Source organism: Corynebacterium sp. HMSC064H12 (assembly GCF_001809925.1).
In the GTDB taxonomy this organism is placed as follows: Bacteria; Actinomycetota; Actinomycetes; order Mycobacteriales; family Mycobacteriaceae; genus Corynebacterium; species Corynebacterium jeikeium_D.
The window spans coordinates 15,353-34,812 of sequence record NZ_KV799335.1 but is presented as its reverse complement, the minus strand read 5'-3'; the positions used below and the strand labels follow the sequence as shown (position 1 = coordinate 34,812).

Annotated in this window: 18 protein-coding genes and 1 tRNA gene; 5 read left to right on the top strand and 14 right to left on the bottom strand. The window is 60.2% G+C overall.

All coding sequences use genetic code 11. The features are described 5' to 3' along the window. Positions 1-146 precede the first annotated feature (146 nt). Positions 147-1,082 (top strand): type I pantothenate kinase, encoded by a 936-nt coding sequence (gene coaA / locus HMPREF2681_RS03475; protein WP_038626177.1) that lies wholly within the window; start codon positions 147-149, stop codon positions 1,080-1,082. 30 nt (positions 1,083-1,112) lie between these two features. On the opposite strand, the gene HMPREF2681_RS03470 is transcribed toward coaA, so the two are convergent. From HMPREF2681_RS03470 to mca, 4 genes are all read right to left on the bottom strand, one after another. Then, a complete protein-coding gene (locus tag HMPREF2681_RS03470; protein WP_016423188.1) occupies positions 1,113-1,898 on the bottom strand; it encodes an isoprenyl transferase in 786 nt (261 codons plus the stop codon). Positions 1,899-1,936: 38 nt separating this feature from the next. Continuing rightward, a complete protein-coding gene (locus tag HMPREF2681_RS03465) occupies positions 1,937-3,028 on the bottom strand; it encodes a 3-deoxy-7-phosphoheptulonate synthase (RefSeq protein ID WP_070546067.1) in 1,092 nt (363 codons plus the stop codon). 314 nt (positions 3,029-3,342) lie between these two features. Beyond that, positions 3,343-3,627 carry a hypothetical protein gene (locus HMPREF2681_RS03460; protein ID WP_016423190.1) on the bottom strand — a complete coding sequence of 95 codons (285 nt, stop codon included), beginning with the start codon at positions 3,625-3,627 and terminating at the stop codon, positions 3,343-3,345. 27 nt (positions 3,628-3,654) lie between these two features. Next, positions 3,655-4,509 (bottom strand): mycothiol conjugate amidase Mca, encoded by an 855-nt coding sequence (gene mca / locus HMPREF2681_RS03455; protein ID WP_070546065.1) that lies wholly within the window; start codon positions 4,507-4,509, stop codon positions 3,655-3,657. 261 nt (positions 4,510-4,770) lie between these two features. Here mca and HMPREF2681_RS03450 point away from each other — a divergent pair, with 261 nt between their 5' ends. Both HMPREF2681_RS03450 and greA read left to right on the top strand, forming a co-directional pair. Then, positions 4,771-5,238: a DUF4307 domain-containing protein gene (locus HMPREF2681_RS03450; protein WP_049192848.1), complete on the top strand. Its 468-nt coding sequence runs from the start codon at positions 4,771-4,773 to the stop codon at positions 5,236-5,238. 173 nt (positions 5,239-5,411) lie between these two features. Next, positions 5,412-5,924, top strand: coding sequence for a transcription elongation factor GreA (greA, locus tag HMPREF2681_RS03445; RefSeq protein ID WP_049192847.1), 513 nt, complete (start codon positions 5,412-5,414; stop codon positions 5,922-5,924). 248 nt (positions 5,925-6,172) lie between these two features. On the opposite strand, the gene HMPREF2681_RS03440 is transcribed toward greA, so the two are convergent. After that, on the bottom strand, positions 6,173-7,000 hold the full coding sequence (locus HMPREF2681_RS03440; protein WP_048733966.1) for a Bax inhibitor-1/YccA family protein: 828 nt from the start codon (positions 6,998-7,000) through the stop codon (positions 6,173-6,175). Between the two features lie 235 nt (positions 7,001-7,235). Between HMPREF2681_RS03440 and HMPREF2681_RS03435 the strand changes: the two genes are divergently transcribed. Beyond that, a complete protein-coding gene (locus HMPREF2681_RS03435) occupies positions 7,236-7,568 on the top strand; it encodes a hypothetical protein (RefSeq protein ID WP_048733964.1) in 333 nt (110 codons plus the stop codon). A gap of 71 nt (positions 7,569-7,639) precedes the next feature. Continuing rightward, entirely contained in the window at positions 7,640-9,223 is a 1,584-nt protein-coding gene (locus tag HMPREF2681_RS03430; protein ID WP_049172253.1) for a succinic semialdehyde dehydrogenase, read from the top strand. 62 nt (positions 9,224-9,285) lie between these two features. Here HMPREF2681_RS03430 and HMPREF2681_RS03425 read toward each other — a convergent pair. From HMPREF2681_RS03425 to HMPREF2681_RS03385, 9 genes are all read right to left on the bottom strand, one after another. After that, a tRNA-Leu gene (locus HMPREF2681_RS03425) sits at positions 9,286-9,362 on the bottom strand. A gap of 12 nt (positions 9,363-9,374) precedes the next feature. After that, the gene (locus tag HMPREF2681_RS03420) at positions 9,375-10,364 is read right to left on the bottom strand and encodes a Ppx/GppA phosphatase family protein (RefSeq protein WP_049172251.1); all 990 of its coding nucleotides are present in this window, start codon (positions 10,362-10,364) and stop codon (positions 9,375-9,377) included. Then, the gene (locus HMPREF2681_RS03415) at positions 10,365-10,901 is read right to left on the bottom strand and encodes a DUF501 domain-containing protein (protein ID WP_069359271.1); all 537 of its coding nucleotides are present in this window, start codon (positions 10,899-10,901) and stop codon (positions 10,365-10,367) included. Positions 10,902-11,038: 137 nt separating this feature from the next. Further along, the gene (locus HMPREF2681_RS03410) at positions 11,039-11,575 is read right to left on the bottom strand and encodes an FtsB family cell division protein (protein ID WP_048733957.1); all 537 of its coding nucleotides are present in this window, start codon (positions 11,573-11,575) and stop codon (positions 11,039-11,041) included. A 112-nt stretch (positions 11,576-11,687) separates the two neighbouring features. Beyond that, positions 11,688-12,962, bottom strand: coding sequence for a phosphopyruvate hydratase (gene eno, locus HMPREF2681_RS03405; RefSeq protein ID WP_048733955.1), 1,275 nt, complete (start codon positions 12,960-12,962; stop codon positions 11,688-11,690). A gap of 85 nt (positions 12,963-13,047) precedes the next feature. Further along, positions 13,048-13,908 (bottom strand): lytic transglycosylase domain-containing protein, encoded by an 861-nt coding sequence (locus tag HMPREF2681_RS03400; protein ID WP_049172246.1) that lies wholly within the window; start codon positions 13,906-13,908, stop codon positions 13,048-13,050. Between the two features lie 71 nt (positions 13,909-13,979). After that, a complete protein-coding gene (locus HMPREF2681_RS03395) occupies positions 13,980-15,020 on the bottom strand; it encodes a MazG nucleotide pyrophosphohydrolase domain-containing protein (RefSeq protein WP_049182369.1) in 1,041 nt (346 codons plus the stop codon). Positions 15,021-15,027: 7 nt separating this feature from the next. Next, positions 15,028-18,654 (bottom strand): transcription-repair coupling factor, encoded by a 3,627-nt coding sequence (gene mfd, locus HMPREF2681_RS03390; RefSeq protein ID WP_070438239.1) that lies wholly within the window; start codon positions 18,652-18,654, stop codon positions 15,028-15,030. A 44-nt stretch (positions 18,655-18,698) separates the two neighbouring features. Then, positions 18,699-19,391: a TetR/AcrR family transcriptional regulator gene (locus HMPREF2681_RS03385; RefSeq protein ID WP_101687444.1), complete on the bottom strand. Its 693-nt coding sequence runs from the start codon at positions 19,389-19,391 to the stop codon at positions 18,699-18,701. Positions 19,392-19,460: the final 69 nt, after the last annotated feature.

Here is a 19,460-nt window from a genome sequence, read left to right as displayed (position 1 = left end):
AGGTTTTCGACCTTTCAATGAAACTTCAATGCCACAGGCCATGCTAGCCCTTTATGGGGCAAACCACGAAAGCAGCACCATTCAGGTATGCCCCCTTTATTGACTCGTTTTCCGGTTTTCGGCACCCCCTTGGCACAATTGGAAGTATGACGCGCGCAACATCCCCCAGCCCGTACGTCGAGTTCAAACGCGAGCAGTGGCGCGAAATGCGCAAGAATATGCCTCTGGTGCTGACGGAAGAGGAAGCTGAACGACTTTCCGGTATCGGTGAAAACATCGACCTGGACGAAGTCGCCGAGGTCTATCTTCCGCTTTCTCGTCTGATTCACATGCGTGTGGCGGCGCATCGGGAGCTGAACGCCGTAACGTCGAACTTTCTTGGGGAAAATCCTTCGAAGGGGGCGTCGGTGCCGTTTATTATCGGCGTCGCGGGTTCGGTGGCGGTCGGCAAGTCAACGACGGCGCGTTTGCTGCAGGTCCTGCTCGAGCGCTGGGAGACTAATCCGCGGGTGGACTTGGTTACTACTGATGGCTTCCTCTATCCTTCTGAGGAATTGAATCGCCGTGGGATTATGCAGCGCAAGGGGTATCCGGAGTCGTATGATCAGCGTGCGTTGATGCGGTTTGTCACGGCGGTGAAGTCGGGGGCGCGGCATGTGAAGGCGCCGGTGTATTCGCACACGCTCTATGACCGGGTGCCGGATGAGTTCGTCGATGTCGATCGTCCGGACATTCTCATTCTCGAGGGGCTCAACGTTTTGCAGACGGGCCCGACGCTGATGATTTCCGATCTTTTCGATTTCAGTGTCTACGTCGATGCCCCGCGCGCGGACATCGAACGCTGGTACATTAATCGTTTCCTCAGTCTCCGCCAGACGGCGTTTCGCGCTCCGGGCGCGCACTTCGCGGATTACGCCACGCTTGACGACGAAGCTGCGGCCGAGGTGGCCCGACGCATTTGGCAGCAGGTGAACTTGCCGAACCTGACGGAAAATATTTTGCCCACTCGAGTGCGGGCGTCATTAGTTCTTACGAAGTCTCGGGACCACAAGGTTTCGAGGGTCCGGATGCGCAAACTCTAACATCCGGAAATTTTTCCGGATGTAGGGAGGTTATTTGCCGAAGCGGCGTGAGCGCTGCGAAAAGTCTCGAAGTGCGCGGAGGAAGTCGATGCGGCGGAATTCGGGCCAGTAGGTATCGGTGAACCAAATCTCGGAGTAGGCGGTTTGCCAGAGGAGGAAGCCGCTGAGCCGCTGTTCTCCGGAAGTGCGGATGACTAGATCGGGGTCCGGTTGTCCGGATGTGTAGAGGCGGCGAGAAATGGCATCGGTGGTGATGCGCTCCTCAAGCTCGGAAGCATCGATTCCCTCGGCGACTGATTCCCGGATGATTCTGCGTACTGCGTCGACGATTTCCTGCCGGCCGCCGTAGCCAACGGCGATGTTGACCTGGATGCCGGTGTTGTTCGCGGTGACTTCTTCGTCGTGACGCAGCCGGGCGGTCATTCTTTCCGGAAGGAGCTCGAGGTGGCCGACCATGCGCAGGCGCACGTCGTTAGGCGATTGCGCCAATTCGTCGACGACGTCGGCGATGATGTCGAACAGTAATTCCAGCTCTTCGGGGTCTCGCCCGAGGTTTTCGGTGGAGAGCAGGTAGATGGTGACCAGCTCGATTTCCTGCTCGGCGCACCAGCCGACGAATTCTGCGATTTTGCGGGAGCCGACGCGGTGGCCGTGGCTGACGTCGGTGAATCCAGCCTCCCTCGCCCAGCGGCGGTTGCCATCGGCCATGATGGCAACGTGCTTGGGGCGAGGTTTTCCTTCTAGCTCTTGGGCTAGTTTGCGCTCGTAGAGCGGATAGGCGATCCGCCGGAGTGAGGACGGCTGGTTTTCTTTCACATATGTAACCCTACCCAATGGGCACGGCCACTTTGTGCTTAGTCGCGTGCCTGCCGACGCTTCCGAACTTCTGCCGCAAGCGTACGCAGCAGCCGGTCGGTGGTTTCCCAATCCATGCACGCATCGGTGACGGACTTGCCGTATACGAGGCCCTTACGACCATCGGTAATTTTTTGCGCGCCGGCTTCGAGGAAGGACTCCATCATGATGCCGGTGATGCGCTCGTCGCCGCCCCCGATGAGCTTGCCGAGCTCCTCAACGACCTCGGCCTGGCGCACCTCGGATTTTCCGGAATTGGCGTGGGAGGCATCCACCATGATGCTGACGGTTTGCTCGGCCTTGTTCAGGCGCGCTTCGGCGTCGTTAAGCGATTCTTCGTCCCAGTTCGGGCCGGAGGTGCCACCGCGGAGGATGATGTGGCAGTTGTGGTTGCCGGCGGTTTCGACGACGGCGGCGCGGCCCTGGTCGTTCATGCCGAAGAAGAAGTGCGGGTTTGCTGCAGAGACCAGCGAGTCCACGGCGACCTGGACGTTGCCGTCGGTGCCGTTTTTGAAGCCGATGGGCATGGAAAGTCCGGAAGCGAGCTGGCGGTGGACCTGCGACTCCGTGGTGCGCGCACCAATCGCACCCCAGGAGACGGCATCGGCGATGTATTGCGGGCTGTTGGGCTCGAGGAATTCAGCGCCGGCGGGCAGGCCGGTGCGCAGGACCTCGATGAGCACTTCGCGGGCCATGTGCAGGCCCTTGTTGATTTTGAAGGAGCTATCCAGGTCGGGGTCGTTGATGAGTCCCTTCCAGCCGACGGTGGTGCGCGGCTTTTCGAAGTAGACGCGCATGACGACCAGCAGGTCCTCGTCGAGCTCATCGGCGGTGGCCTTCAGGCGGCGGGCGTAGTCGATGGCGGCCTCAGGGTCGTGAATGGAGCACGGGCCGACAACGACCAGCAGACGATCGTCCTCGCGGGCGATGACGCGGGCGATGTCGAGTCGCGACTGCTCCACCTCGTTAACCAGGTTTGGGGTCAGTGGCTGTTTGGCCATGACCTCTTCTGGGGAGGGCAGGTCGTGGAAGGCTACGACGCGGCGGTTCGCGGTCGAGGCGGGGGCTTCGAGGGAAGTTGGAGGGGTCATCTGAGGTCTCTTTTCTCTGGGTGATTAGTTGCGCATTTTGGCTGTAGATACGACAAAAGGCAGCGCCCCGATTGGTTGGGGCTGCTGCCTTTGGCTCCGGTTGGTGGCGACGTGACGATTAGCCGCCGGCTGTGACTATGTCGTCACTGCCTCCGGAGCCTTCGAAAAATAAAATCGCCACATACGCATGTGCTTGACTGTAGCGCACTGCCTAGAATCCCGCAATTCGAACTCCAAATCCCGCCACACGGGAAACAATCAGGGGTGCGCGCAACTGCCCGTCGTCAAGCGACGCGCACACACCTTGACGCTGACTACTCCGCTTCACGACGCTGCTCTGCTGCAGCCATCGCCTTATCCACAGCCTCGGAATCGAAGGGATCCATGTCGTGCGCCTCGGCGAACTTCCGGCGAGCGGCCATGCGCTTCGCGCGCCGCGAGAGATCCCAGCCGAGAGCCAGGATGACGATGAGCAAAACGACAATGATGAGCAGGCCAACAGGAGAGGCCTTTCCGAAGTCAGCACCCCGCGGACCAGTGGGGTTCTGCGCCAGGAAAATTGTCGTGCGAGCCGCCAAGGCATCGAAGCTTTCAATCATGAGTTCCAGCTTAGCGTTAATTCCGGACTATTCCGCGTCGGGGTCGATACCGGCGAAGAGATCGGTCTCTGGCAGCTCGGTCTGCACTCGAGTGCGGGCAAGCTCAAACTCTTCGGTCGGCCAAACGCGCTGCTGAATGTCTACCGGCACGGCGAAGAATGGCCCGTTCGGATCGATCTGCGTAGCGTGCGCCAGCAGCGCCTGATCCCGCTGCTGGAAGTAATCGCCGCACTCAACCTGCGTGGTCACGCGGGTCATGATGTCGCCGGGAGTCTTAGTCCAACGGCGGAAGGACTCGGCCAGCGGGCTTTCCAAACCGTTGTCGCGATAGTAGTTGTCCAGCGCGATGAGACGCGCCTTGATGAAACCGTGGGTGTAGTAGAGCTTGGAAATTTCCCATGGTTCACCGAGCTCGGGGTACTTATCCGTTCCAGACTCCAGCCAAGCGCGCATGGACACGATATGGGTCATGATGTGGTCCGGGTGCGGGTAGCCACCGTTTTCGTCGTAAGTAATGACGACGTGCGGACGAAACTCGCGGATTGCCCGAATGAGAGGCTTGGTCGCATCCTCGACCGATTGGCGAGCAAACACACCGTGCGACAGCACCGGCACCGGGTTCCCCGCAGGCAGACCGGAGTCGGTAAAGCCGAGCCACTCATGTTCAACGCCGAGAGTCTCAGCGGCTGCAGCCATTTCGTGAACGCGCACTGCGGCGATATTCTCCCGCACCTCCGGCCGATCCATCGCAGGGTTGAGAATGCTACCGGCCTCACCGCCGGTGCAGGTCACCACTTTGACGCGATGCCCTTCCGCCGCATATCGGGCCATCGTTGCGGCGCCCTTGCTCGATTCGTCATCAGGATGAGCGTGAATTGCCATCAGACGAAGTGTCAATTGAAGTCACTCCCGCTACTATCTCAGTCCATGTTTTCTGGCCGAGGCCGGGGCCCTTCGACCGCAACGATGCTACTACAGCACCGTTTCAATACCGCCCCACTATAGCGCTGCACCATCATATGACCACGCAGCATCGCTACTCGGTGGAACAACATAGCAGCAGGACACTGCGCCACACCAGAAAGATTGTTTAACTGTCAACATTTTACCACGTCGACCAAGAACTCCGATAGGCTAAAAAACATGGCTGAAAGTTCGGAGCGAAACACCCGAAATACCGCAGCGCCGAAGCGACAGCGCGAGCGCTATGGGGATAATAATCGCACTCTCCCTGCGAAATTGGTTGTCATCGCTATTGTTGGCATGCTCGTCATCGCCGGCGCATACATCTTCGTTCAGATGAACCGCGTCTCCGCCCCGGATGTCTCTGCAACGCAAGCGGGCTGGAGCCGCACTCCAGGTAAGGAAGATGAGCAGTTCATCTTCACGCTGGACGTCACCCGCGAAAAGCCGGAGCTGGATAGCTACTGCATCATCTACGCGCTGAACTATGACGTGGCAGAGGTCGGCCGTCGCGACGTATTCATCCCGGGCGGCGGCCCCGCTACGGTGCGTATGGACGTCCCCATTGCCACCCGCGAGCTGGCCGTCGCAGGCGATGTCTACGGCTGCTCCACCGACATTCCGGAGTTCCTCGCACCTGCGAAGTAACCTCCTTTCGCAACTGAGGATTATGCGCTTCCACGGCACGTCGTAAAGCGTGCGCGACAACACTCCGACGCGCCTGTTATTGCCATGTGGCGTGACAGTGCTATCCTGTGACGCAGCCGACGGCCCCAAGCGGGGCCGCTTTTGTATTAAATAGCCAAAACACAGGAGGAACCATGACTGAGGCAAAGAACAATAGCCCATGGCTCACCCAGGAGTCCTACGACAAGCTCAAGGGCGAGCTTGAGGCGCTATATGAAAACCGCCCGGTCATCGCCGCCGAGATTAACGAGCGCCGCGAAGAGGGCGACTTGAAGGAAAACGCCGGCTACGATGCCGCTCGTGAGCAGCAGGGACAGGAAGAGGCACGCATCCGCTACCTCGAAGACCTGCTCCAGCGCGCCACCGTCGGCGAGATTCCGCAGGAGTCCGGTGTGGCTCTGGTCGGCACCGTGGTCCACGTCTACTACGACGGCGACGAAGACGACACCGAGACCTTCCTCATCGGTACCCGTGGCGCTGACTCCTCCAACCCGAACCTGGAGACCTACTCCACCGATTCCCCGCTGGGCAAGGCTCTGGTCGGCGCTAAGGAGGGCGAGACCCGCACTTACGCTTCCCCGAGCGGCGACGAAGTGTCTGTCACTGTGGTCAAGGCTGAGCCGTACGACCCGGAGATGGACGCCTAAGCGCTCCCGGCGTTAGACCGCCTCAACCCAGGCGGCAACTTCGGGCCAAAGTGCCCGATTCTTGGACCGATAGAAGCCCATATGGCCTATCGGTCCATTTTTTGTGCCCTCTCCCGCTTCAATAACGCGCTTTACGACGTCACACTGAACAGCCTGATCGGTCAATATGTCGACTGCCAACAACAAAGCGCCGGCCACCCGTAATAACGGGCTAACCGGCGCTTGTGCGTTAGTTAGTTTTCTAGCGTTTAGTCCCTGAAGTAGGACAGCAGACGCAGAATCTCGGTGTAGAGCCAGACCAGGGTCACAGCCAGGCCGAGGGCGACACCCCAGGCGTACTGAGCCGGAGCGCCAGCGCGGACCAGGCGGTCAGCCTGATCGAAGTCAATCAGGAAGCTGAAGGCTGCCAGGCCGATGCAGACCAGCGAGAAGATGATCGACAGCATGCCGCCGTCACGCAGCGGGAAGCCCAGGCCGAACAGGGAGAGCACCAGGTTGCCCAGCATGAGGACCAGGACACCAATCAGAGCCGCACTCATAAAACGGGTGAACTTCGGGGTCACGCGGATAGCGCCCGACTTGTAGACGAAGAGCATACCGATGAAGACACCCAGGGTGGCCAGCACTGCCTGCATAATCAGCGCACCTGCGGCAACGCCCTGAATTGGAGCGGTGAACATGAAGCTGATGCCACCGACGAAGAGCCCCTCGAAGGCCGCGTAGGTGAGGGTAACCGGCGCGGAGCCGTACTTCTTGCCGAAGGTGGACACCAAAACAGTAATCAGACCACCGATGGCGCCGACAATGGTCAGAATCATGGCCAGGCTGGTGGAGACACTGACGGCAATGAAGAAGTTGACTGCAGCCAGAACAATGATGGTTGCCAGCGTGATGCCGGTCTTGGAAACGACATCGTCGACCGTCATCGGACGGTAGTCGGCGGCAACCTGCGACTGGTACGGGTTATCCCCGTAGCCAGCGCCCATCTGACCTTGGCCGTAGTGATGTGCGCCCGCCTGTCCGCGGGCGACGGTCTTAGTAAGTGAACTGAATGCAGGATTGCTGCTTTCGCGCACGTCGTCCTTCTTTCTTTTCTCAGTTTTTCTTACGTTTTGTATTCAGGCACACGCGCGTACGTTTGCCTACACTTTCTACAACGGGCGATGTAAAGGTATTGTTCCCAACCCTGAAAAACAGTTAGTATCAAGGTAATTCCTCGCCTGCTGGCGGTGATTTTGTAATCGCGGAAACACTCACAGTCGCCAGGCGTGGGCACCACATGAGTGATTATGAAACAGGAGGTTGGTCAAGATGTCTGATGGCCTTGACTACGATCCGGATACCACTGGTGATTTCGACGAGACCACGCTCGATGGCTCGGAAGGGCTCGATGGCGACTTCCTCACCGGTGATGGCGAGAATTATGTAATGGATCCGCCGGACCGCTGGCGGGGCGCTTCTCCGCATGACACCCTCGGCAAGCGGTTGGCCGAGGAAAAGCCGGACATCGACGTCGACGACGATCTGGATGATGACCCGGAGATGCGCTACGGCGATGTCGACGGCCACGAACCGTTCGAGTTCGGCAACGATGGCCCGCGCGACCCGGACCGCAACCGTCGGATGGGCTGGACTACTTACTAAAGTTTTCTAAGTTTTTGTAGTTTTGCCAAATTTACTATCTCGGGGCGCCGCGCAACAGTAGTATCTGTGCCATGACAGCATCTACTGCTACGACAAACCGAACTACCATCCGCAATCCGCTTAACGACGAGCTCGTTGCCCGCCTTCTTCAGCGCGTCACGGTAGCTGATAAGTCGAAGACCGCCACTATCTCGGCACCATTTACCGGCCAGGAGCTGGCGCAGATTCCTGTCGGTACCCAGGCCGATGTCGACGAGGCCTTCAAGCGTGCCCGTGCCGCGCAGAAGAAGTGGGCCCGCATGGCGCCGGAAAAGCGCGGCGAAGTGCTGCACCACTTCCACGACCTGCTCTTTACCCACTGCGACCAGGTGCTGGACCTGCTGCAGGCCGAGACCGGTAAAAACCGCGCCAGTGCCCACGAGGAGCTCGTACACACCGCTATCACCGCCCGCTACTACGGCAATCAGGGCCCGAAACTGCTTGAGCCGAAGCGAGCGCACGGCGCGGTCCCGGTACTTTCCAAGACCACCGTCTACCACCACCCAAAGGGCGTCGTCGGTGTTATTGCTCCGTGGAACTACCCGCTGACCCTCGCGGTTTCCGATGCGCTGGCTGCACTGATGGCCGGTAACGCCATCGTGCTCAAGCCGGACAGCACCACTCCGTTTACCGCTCTCTTCGCTGTCGATTTGCTCTACCGCGCTGGCCTTCCGGAGGATCTCTTCCAGGTCATTCCAGGTCCCGGTCGCGTTGTCGGCCAGGGCATTGTCGGTCAGTGTGACTTCCTGATGTTCACCGGCTCTTCCGAGACCGGCCGCTCGCTGGCACAGCAGTGCGGCGAACGCCTGATCAGTTTCTCCGCGGAGCTCGGCGGCAAGAACCCGCTGATTGTCGCTGAAGATGCCAACATCAACCGCGCGGTCGAGGGCGCACGCATTGGCTGCTTCACCAACTCCGGTCACCTGTGCGTGTCCATTGAGCGAATCTATGTCGTGGACTCAGTCTGGGACGAGTTCGTCCCGGCATTCACCGACCGCGTGAAGGCAATGTCCATCGGCGCTGGCTACGAGTGGGAAACCGAGATGGGCTGCCTGCAGTCGCAGGGCCAGTTCGACACCGTCAAGTCCATGGTCGACGAGGCTATCGAGGCCGGCGCCACCGTGCTGGCCGGCGGTCGTCCTCGCCCGGATCTGGGACCGCTGTTCTACGAGCCGACCGTGCTTACCGACGTCCCGGAGGGCGTCGCCCTGCTGACCGAAGAGGTATTCGGCCCGGTGGTAGTCCTCCAGCGTGTCTCGGACGTCCATGAGGCTATCGCCAAGTCCAACGATTCCCGTTATGGCCTCAACGCTTCGCTGTGGACCTCCCCGCGTCGAGCAAAGGAGCTGGCTCCACAGCTTGAGGCCGGCACTGTCAATGTCAACGATGGTTTTGCTGCGGCCTTCGCGTCTGTCGATGCCCCGATGGGTGGTTTCAAGGATTCGGGTGTGGGCCGTCGTCAAGCAGCGGGCGGCTTGCTGAAGTACACCGACGAGCAGACGGTGACCGTGCAGCGCCTTTCCCCGGTGTCGATGCCGCAGATGCCGCGTGAGCTGTACTCGAAGGTGTTCAACACGGCACTTGTTCTCGGCAAGAAGTTCAACGTCCTGCCGTAATCCGCATGTAGCGCACACAGATAGCAAAAGGCCAGGTCAGAAAACTCTCTGACCTGGCCTTTTGGTGCCCCCAGTGGGACTCGAACCCACACTGAAAGGATTTTAAGTCCTCTGCCTCTGCCAATTGGGCTATAGGGGCCCCTAAGAAAGATTAATGGGCGATATGGGTGTCTACCAAACTCGCCACAATTCCGTCGAGGATATCCTTCTCGCTGATGTAGAAAAAGCGCTGCTCTTCCTTCGCTGCCTCGGAAAGCGGCAGCGCCTCAAACATGTCCATCAGACCGTCCACAATGATGGAACCGCCGGCGAAGACATCCGCGCGCTTCGGATGCATCACGGGATTGGCAGCGAGGGACTCCGCGTCGGTCTCAATCACGGACGCGGTCAGCGCACGCAACGCCGCAAAGCGCAGCTGCGACAGGTGGATTGCCTCCGGGTCGTAGGTTTCTAGCCCCTGTGCCAGCGCCGACAGCGTGGTGAAGGTCCCGGCGCAGCCGACGATGGTGCGAGCCTTGTCGACAGGCACCTTCGCAACAATCTCGTCGGCCAGCTCCGCAACATACGAACGCGCCTCCTGGACCTGTTCCGCCGTCGGTGGCGAGGCCTGCAGGAACCGTTCGGTCAAGCGCACACTGCCCATAGCCACGGAATCAGAACCGGCTACCGTACCATCGTGGTCACCGACAATAACCTCGGTGGAGCCACCGCCGACGTCAATGACGCAATACGGACCGAGCTCGGGCTCCAAGTCATCTACCGCCCCGCGGAAGGACAGCGCGGCTTCCTCGTCGCCGGAAATGACCTCGGCCTCTGCACCCCACGGAGCGAGAATCTCGCGGGTCATGGCGAAGAAATCGTCGCGGTTGCTTGCGTCGCGTGTCGCCGATGTCGCCACCATTCGGACTGCTTGCACTTTTTCGACCTGCATAAGCTCCGCATACTTCGTCAGAGCCTCCCGCACGCGCTCCAGCGCCTCTGGAGCCAGCATGCCAGTGGCATCCACGCCCTGGCCAAGGCGGACGATTTCCATCAGTCGGTGCAGTTCTGTGATTTCGAGAACTCCATCGACAACCTCGACCCGGCTGATAAGCAGGCGAAGCGAATTAGTGCCGCAGTCGACGGCAGCGAGGGTCGTCATTTATCCCTCCACCCCCGGATACGCAATACCGAGCTCGGCAATCGTGGGCCAATCTGCGGGAATCGCGGTGCCGCGCAGTTTCTCGTTCTCCGCCGCCAGCGCCACCGACTCAGTACCCAGTCGGAAGTGATCCGGCCCCTTGGCCAGCGCGTAGGCAATAAGAACGTGGAGGCACTTCACGCGCGTCGGCATTCCGCCACCGGAGAAGTCCGTGCCTAGGTCTTCCATCTCATTGCGCTCTGCCAGAAACGCCTCGTGCGCGCGCTGGTAATCGGCGGCGAGGTCTTCGTCGCTTTCCAGACGCGCGGTCATTTCTTTCATCACGCCGGTCGTCTCCAACCGGGAGGCCTCGGCGGTGAGTCGCGGATCAGTTAGGTAAAAGAGCGTGGGAAACGGAGTGCCATCGTCCAAGCGCGGCTTCGTCTTGACCACACCAGGAGTGCCGTCGGGGCTGCGGTAAGAGATGTCCACTACACCGCGCGGTTCACGTCCGAGCTGCTCCGCTATCACTTCCAAATCTGCGGTATCCACAGACATCGGTCACACTCCTTTTGCTTCCGTTTTACTGACACATAATCTCACAGTCGCCTTACAAGCGCGTTGTTTCGCTTTACGACGGCACACTCCGCCGCGCATGCAACCTCACCGAGAGGCTCAGGTAGCCGTATGGAGGTTTAGGACTCCGGTACCGTCGGCAAGCTCTCTGGCCTCGTTGCCTGATCGCGCCCCGGATTAGGGCGAGTCTCTTCGGGTTCGGGCGGGATGGAAATGGAATCCCACAGAGTCTCGTACCACTTCTTGGCCTGGTGCTGCGGAATTTCCTCCGGCTGCGTCACAGGCTGTTCGCCCACGGCCGGATCGAGGATACGGAATGGGGTCTCCCCCGGCTCTACCAGCCCCAGGCGCAGACGTGCCTGCTCCTTAACATAGGCAGGGTTGGAGTAAAGCTCCTTTTCATCCTCTAACTGCTTAATTCGCTGTTCCATGCGAGCAATATTGTCCTGCGTTGCGGCTACATCCGCCTGCTGTTGTGCAAAAGTCCGCAGCGGAATTGCGAGAACAGATACTAAGAAAAGCACCAGCAGACCAATGCCGATCTTCTGTGCTGTGCTCAGCGAGCGCATTCCCGATGCGATTGCCGCTGCCGAACGCTGCCCCGCCCCTGCAGGGCGCGACTGTGTTCCGCGGCGAGATCGGTCCGATGCACTCATGTCCCACACTCTACCCGACCGCCAGCCGATGAAATAACAAAAACCCGCCCACCACCACGTGCGTGGTGCGGACGGGCAGTGCTAGACGCAGCTTTCGCAGCGCCTCAGCTCTTTACTTAAAACGCGGGAATGCGCTGCGACCAGCGTAGACAGCAGCGTCACCCAGGTACTCCTCGATGCGCAGCAGCTGGTTGTACTTAGCAACGCGCTCGGAGCGAGCCGGAGCACCGGTCTTGATCTGGCCACAGTTCAGGCCGACGGCCAGGTCAGCGATGGTGGTGTCCTCAGTCTCACCGGAGCGGTGGGACATCATGGACTTGTAGCCGGCGTTGTGAGCCATTGCGACGGCTTCGAAGGTCTCGGACAGGGTACCGATCTGGTTGACCTTGACCAGCAGAGCGTTAGCGGCCTTCTTCTCAATGCCCTCTGCCAGACGCTTCGGGTTGGTGACGAAGAAGTCGTCGCCGACGATCTGGACCTTGTCACCAAGCTGAGCAGTCAGGGTGGTGTAGCCCTCCCAGTCATCCTCCTGCAGCGGATCCTCGATGGAGACGATGGCGTAGTTCTCAACCAGGTCAGCGTAGACAGCTGCCATCTCCTCAGCGGTGTGCTCGCCGCCCTCGAAGTGGTACTTGCCGTCCTTGAAGAACTCGGAAGAAGCAACGTCGAGAGCCAGAGCGACATCGTCGCCCAGTTTGTAGCCTGCAGCCTCAATTGCCTCAACAATCAGGTCAAGAGCAGCCTTGGTGGAGTCAACCGACGGAGCGAAGCCACCCTCATCGCCGAGGCCAGTGGACAGGCCCTTGTCCTTAATGACCTTCTTGAGTGCGTGGTAGACCTCAGCACCGACGCGCAGTGCTTCCTTGAAGGTCGGGGCGCCAATCGGAGCAATCATGAACTCCTGGACGTCAACGCCGGAGTCAGCGTGTGCGCCACCGTTGAGGATGTTCATCATCGGAACCGGCAGAACGTGACCGTTCGGGCCGCCGACGTAGCGGAACAGATCCAGGCCAGCGGACTCAGCAGCAGCCTTGGCAACAGCCATGGAAACACCCAGGATTGCGTTAGCACCCAGGCGGGACTTGTTGTCGGTGCCGTCCAGCTCAATCATGGTCTTGTCAACCAGACGCTGGTCCTCAGCCTCGAGGCCAATAATTGCGTCCTCAATCTCCTCGAGCACAGCGCGGACAGCCTTCTCGACACCCTTGCCCAGGTAACGGTCTCCGCCATCGCGGAGCTCGTGTGCCTCATGAACGCCGGTGGAGGCACCGGACGGAACCGCAGCGCGGCCCACAGCGCCGTCTTCCAACAGCACCTCAACCTCAACGGTCGGGTTACCACGGGAGTCCAGAATTTCGCGTGCGTTCAACTCGATGATTGCAGCCATAGGTCACCTTTCCGCCGGAACCGTTCCGGCACATGACTCCAATTGTGGCACGGTTTGCCGACCTTCGCCTTAAATCCTTTTCACCCTATGCGGGCTGATTCAGCGCATAGTTCGCCGCAGCGTCCCGAACATCGCGAAGGTACTGCTCAGACTGGTTATATGAGCGAATTGCAGATGCCCACCCTTCCGGGGTGGCGAGGTCGCGTTCCCCACTGCAGAGCATCCGTGCGGTGGTCGCAGTTGCGTCGTCGATGTTGTTGGGGTCGGCGACGCCATCACCAGAAGCATCCATCGCAAAACGATGCCAGGTCTCGGGAATAAACTGCATCGGCCCCACAGCGCGGTCATACTCTGTGTCACCGTCGAGTTCGCCGTTGTCAGTATCGAGAACCTCAGCAAACCCACTCGTGCCGTCCAGCGGCGGACCGATAATCGTCGGGCTGACTACCCCATCGGCGCCGATATGAGCCGGCTTGAGCCAATTGCCCGAGTACGTGCCGTGATTAGTCTCCACTTTGCCCAGTCCTGCAAGCGTGTTCCACTCCAGGTGGCAGTTCGGGAACTGTTCTGCCGCAATCACATATGCGTTGCCGTAGGCGCGGAGAGCGTCCTCAGAAATACCCGTCTTCGGGGAAATCTGCTGCGCCCACTGTCGGAGCTGTTCCGAGGTGCGCCCGGGCGCGTTGACATCAATCATCGGCGGTGGCTCAGCCGCAGCAGGCGGCACATTATCCGGAATCGGCTTCTTGGTCAACGACGGGATTACGGGTCCAGTGAACATAGCCAACGCCCCAACCGTGCCAATGATGATCAGCACCGCCAGGGAGGTTAGACCGAGGCAGCCACAGCCTCTCGAGGACTTCTTTTTCCCCTTACTGCGGCCACGCGGCTTCGCCCCGCGGGGTGCGGGGTGCGCGTATTCATCAAAGGGAGAATTAGAAGGCATGGGGAATTACTCTACGGGGTAGACCGTAAAAATCACTCAAACTCGAGGACAGAAATCACTTTTGCTGGAAACTAGCTGTCGCTTTCCGACGGGCCGAAGTCCTCAGCCTCTTCGTTATCTTCGCTGCCCGCTGCCCACTGCTCAGCACTGCCGGCCTGCTGATTCTCCATCTGGGCCAGCTCAGTCAGGAATGCGCGTGAAGCCTGTCGGGTCCGTTCTTCCGCACCGGACTCAGTCTCCAGCCCCGGGGTCGGGACCAGAATCTCCACTGGAATGTCTGCATCGGACAGTCCCAGTGCACGTGCGCGGCGGATGGCTTCCTCAGCCAAAGTCAGAGCTGGCAGCTGTGTGGCCGGGTTCGAGCGCGGACGTCCGCGGCCGTAAGCCCACAGTCGCTCCTGTTCTTCCTCCGACACCATCTCTCCCTCGGCCACAGTGCCGTCGAAGAGGTACGGCTGACGAGCGCGCATCTTCAAAATAAAGTCGGTCGCCACATCGTCGAAGTCGAAGTCCTCCGCGATTTCAGCGTGGAAGAGGATCTGCAGCAGCAGATCTGACAGCTCGCTACGAATGTCACCGCCCTCGTTGACTGCGTCGACAAACTCGTAGGTCTCTTCAATGAGATACGGCAGCAGGCTCTTGTGCGTCTGGCGAGCTTCCCACTGCCCCGTGCGCCGTGCTGCCGCCATGATGTCCACGGCCTCGACGACGTGGGGCAGACGAGCTGCGGCAAGCTGTTCCTGCGGAGTCAGCGGTTCTGCAACAGGCTCTGCCCCTGGCTCTGCAACCGGTTCTGACTCAGGTTCTTTCACCGAGTCCTGCTGGGGAGCCGCCGCAACCTGAGCTGCCGGAGCTGCTGGGTCCTGCGCATCATCCAGCTCGACCGAGTAGACCTTCTCGCCCGCATCGAGGCGATCGAGTACCTCGTCGTTTTCCATATCGGTGGTGACCAGAATCTCCGCCTGGGACACCGAGTGCCCACCGGCGTCGGCGATTGCCCAGCGCACACGGATCGGGACTTCTTCGGTGTAGCTGACTTCACCGGTCAGCAGGCTAGCGGCTTCCAGCGGAATCGCTGTTGGAAAGCGGCTATCGAGCTTGATGATAGTCATACGGTTTCTAGTCCTTTCCCATGTGCGAGATATCCATACGTGGAATTCCCGCCATCGATGTCAAGAAGTCTGCTACCCACTGCACCAATGCAATATCGCGGACAGGTTTTGCCCGCAACCCTCGCCCTTCCTTCGGCATTCCGACGGAAACCGTGCGCGTTGCCGCACGATAGGTCGCCTGTGGATACAGGCGCTTGAGACGCACCTGCTTGGAGTCAGCAAGCTCCATAGGGGTTATTCTAATGTGCGCACCCATGGCTTGAACTTCATGCACGCCGAATTCCCGGCAAATAATTCGAAGTCGTGAAATAACCGCCAGTCTCTCCACCTCAATGGGTGGGGTTCCGTAACGGTCAACAAGCTCTTCGAGCACTACGTCGATATCGTCCAGCGCACTGGCGGCAGCAAATTTGCGGTACGCCTCTAGACGTAGGCGTTCCGACGACACATATTCGGCCGGAATATTCGCATCGACCGGCAAATCGATCCGCACTTCCTTCGGTTCGTTATCGGAAGCATCCGGAGTTTCACCATCGGCCACTGCCTTCAGCGCGGCCACGGCCTCGCCAACCAGTCGGACGTACATATCGAAGCCGACACCGGCAATGTGACCGGACTGCTCCGCACCGAGGATATTTCCGGCACCGCGCATTTCCAGGTCCTTCATGGCCACAGCCATACCGGCACCCAAGTCATTGTTCTGCGCGATCGTGGACAGACGGTCGTAGGAAGTCTCCGTCAGCGTCTGATTTTCCGGGTAGAGGAAGTAGGCATAGGCGCGCTCACGGGAACGGCCCACACGACCACGCAGCTGGTGCAGCTGGGAAAGGCCCATATGGTGCGCGTTTTCCACAATCAACGTATTGGCGTTGGCAATATCCAGGCCGGTCTCCACGATGGTGGTACACACCAGCACGTCGTACTCGCGCTGCCAGAAGCCATCGACCGTGCGCTCCAGCTGCTCCTCCCCCATCTGACCGTGGGCCACTACCACGCGGGCCTCGGGCACCAAATTGCGGATAGTCTGGGCGACTTTGTCAATGGTTTCCACCTTATTATGCAGGTAGAACACCTGGCCGTCGCGAAGCAGCTCTCGCCTGATAGCAGCGGCGACCTGCTTGTCGGACTGCGCGCCGACGTATGTCAGCACCGGGTGACGGTCCTGCGGCGGGGTGAGAATCTGGCTCATCTCGCGGATGCCAGCAATCGACATTTCGAGCGTGCGCGGAATTGGCGTTGCGGACATGGTGAGTACGTCGACGTGGTGCCGTAGCGCCTTGATGTGTTCCTTGTGTTCGACGCCGAAACGCTGCTCCTCGTCAACGATGACCAGGCCGAGTTCTTTCCACTGCACGCCGGTCTGCAGGAGACGATGCGTGCCGATAACAATGTCGACCGTCCCGTTCTTCAACCCTTCGAGGACCTCCTTGGAGTCCTTCGGCGAGGTGAAGCGGGACAGTCCACGGATGGTGACCGGGAAGCCCTCCATACGTTGGGTGAAAGTGGTCAAGTGCTGCTGCGCCAGAAGTGTGGTCGGCACCAACACTGCCACCTGACGGCCATCTTGAACAGCCTTGAAGGCAGCACGCAGTGCCACCTCGGTCTTGCCGTAGCCGACATCGCCGATGAGCACGCGATCCATCGGCACCGGCTTTTCCATGTCGGACTTAATTTCGTCGATGGCCTGCAGTTGATCTTCGGTCTCGGTGAAGGGGAAGTTATCCTCCATCTCCTGCTGCCATGGCGTATCCGGCGCGAACGCGTGGCCCGGCGCGGCTTGGCGCTCGGCGTAGAGCTTGACCAGCTCTTCCGCAATCTCGCGGACAGCGCCACGGGCCTTGCGCTTGGTGGACTTCCAGTCCGAGCCGCCCATCTTCGACAGCGCGGGCTTTTCACCGCCGACATAGCGCGACAGCAAATCCAGGCTCTCCATCGGCACGTAGAGCTGGTCCGAGGGGCCTCCGCGCTTGCTCGGTGCGTACTCGAGCACCACGTACTCGCGGCGAGCCTGATCCTCGCCCGTGCCGATGGTGCGCTCAGTGAGCTTCACAAACCGACCAATGCCATGCGTGTCGTGCACGACATAGTCACCGGCCTTCAGCGCCAGCGGATCCACCTGACCACGGCGCTTCGCTGGCTTGCGGCGCCCACCAAGCGCGCCTTCCGCGATGCGGTTACCTGTGATGTCCTGCTCGGTAATCAGAGTCAGCGCGCCACCGGGGATTCGCGGGAACACCAGGCCACCGTGCAAAACACCCTGGTAGACCGTAATTCTTCCGGACTCGGGATACTCCGGGCCCGCCGCCATGCGCGTCGCAATTCCGGCTTCCCTAAACTTTTCCGCTTGCCGACGCGCCCCCGCGGGCGTCGCCGCCACGTACGCCACTCGCTCCCCCGCGACCGTGGCATCGCGCAGCTGCTTCATCAGGTGACCAATTTCCTTTAAGTCGCCGCGTGGCGCGGGCCCAGGCTCGAAGGTCAGTGGCAGCACATCATCTTCGGTGACTCCCGCCTCCAACATGCCGGGCGGGGAAATATGCCACGAAGTGGGCATCGGGATAGAGGCCAAGCTGCGGTACGCGCTGGGCTCCAGCCCATCCGTGGCGATTGGCGCCGAGCCACCCATCGCAGCAGTTTCCCACGCTGCGGCCATAAACTCCTCGCCTGCACTGATCAAGTCTTGTGCGCGGGAGCGAATGCGCTCCGGCCCGCACATGAGCACATGCGTTTTCTCCGGCATGACCTCGGTGAGCATCTTCATCGGATGCTGACTAATCAGCGGAATCAGCGATTCCATGCCCTCCACCCACTGGCCATCGCCGATGCGGGTGAGCATTTCTTGGACCTGACCCGAGCGCGTGGTGGCGAGTTTCTCCGCGGCGGCCTTCACGTCGTCGTCGATAAGCAGTGCACGACACGGGAAGATATCCAGCTGGTCGACCTCTACCTCAGAGATCGTGCGCTGGTCAGCGACGGAAAAGGCGCGCAGGTCGGTGACCTCGTCACCCCAGAGCTCGATACGTACCGGCAGCTCTTCGGTCGCAGGGAAAACATCGACGATGCCGCCACGCACGGCAAACTGGCCACGCCTGCCGACCATGTCCACATGCGAATAGCCGTGATGCACCAGCCGCTCAACCAGGTTCTCGCAGTCCCGGTCCAGTTGGACGTGAATGGGGGCGCTGGCTTCAGCCTCGAGGTCGTCCACAATCGGCTGCACCAACGAGCGCACCGCCGCAATCAGAACGTCGACTTTGCCCCGGCGAACGTCGTAAAGCGCCTTACGACGCTGCGCCACGGTATCCACCGCTGGCGAAAGCTTCTCATGCGGGAGCGTCTCCCACGAGGGGAACATAGCTACACGGTCGCCGATCATCGACTTGACCTCGGCAGTCAGGTCCTCCGCCTCACGGCCGGTAGCCGTGATGACCAGCACCGGCACCTTCGTAGACATGGCGTAAATAAGGTGCGAACGCACCGCGTCCGCACCCGTGAGCGCCAGCTCGTCTTCGCCGATGCGCCCGAGCACGCCGACAAATTGAGGATCCGTGACAACGAGGCTTTCCAGCCCCGACAGCGGGTTCGGCAGAATGCTGGGTGTGGCTTTCGCCGAGGAAGACGCAGAAGTTGGCATAGCCCCAATATAACCATGCACCCCGGATCCACCCTGCGTGCTGGTTAGCCGTTCTCCGCCACCTGCATCGGGTCTGCTGCGGCACCTGCGCCGAACTTCGCGCCCTCAGCGGCCGCTGGCACATCAGCGGAGCCATGCAGAGTCGGAGAACCCTCCATGCCGGCCAGCCCGTTCCAACACAGGTTCACGATGTGCGCCGCCACTGTCTCCTTATCCGGACTGCGCTTCTCCATCCACCAGCGAGCGGTCTGCGAAACCATACCGACCATGCAGTTTCCGTAGAGCACCGACATGGCCGGGTCGAAGCCGGCGCGTTTGAAAGCCTCGGCAAGGATAGGCGTAATCGACTCAGTGGCATTATTCAGCAGCGTCTCATAGCCACCCGCCACGCCGGGGTCGCGAGAAATAATGGAGAATCCCTCCGGGTTTTCCTCCACATAAGTCAGCAGTGCCAACACCGCCTGTTCGATGCGGTAACGCGAGCGTCCCAGGGACAACGCTTCCCTAATCGTGGCCTCCAGGGTCTTCATCTCCTGGTCGACGACTGCCTGGTAGAGCCGCTCTTTGGTACCGAAATGCTCGTAGACAACCGGCTTTGATACCCCAGCTGCGGCAGCGATCTCCTCCATTGAGGCGGCATCAAGCCCCTTGGCGGCAAAGATTCCACGGCTGACTTCTGTCAGCTGAGCTTTGCGCTGTGGACCGGTCATACGTCGTCTCGGAGAATTGGAGGCCATGCTTTTAGATTAGTGGCTAAAGTCTTGCTATCGTATATCGCAGGCGCAAGCGAGTTGGCTGAGTCGAAT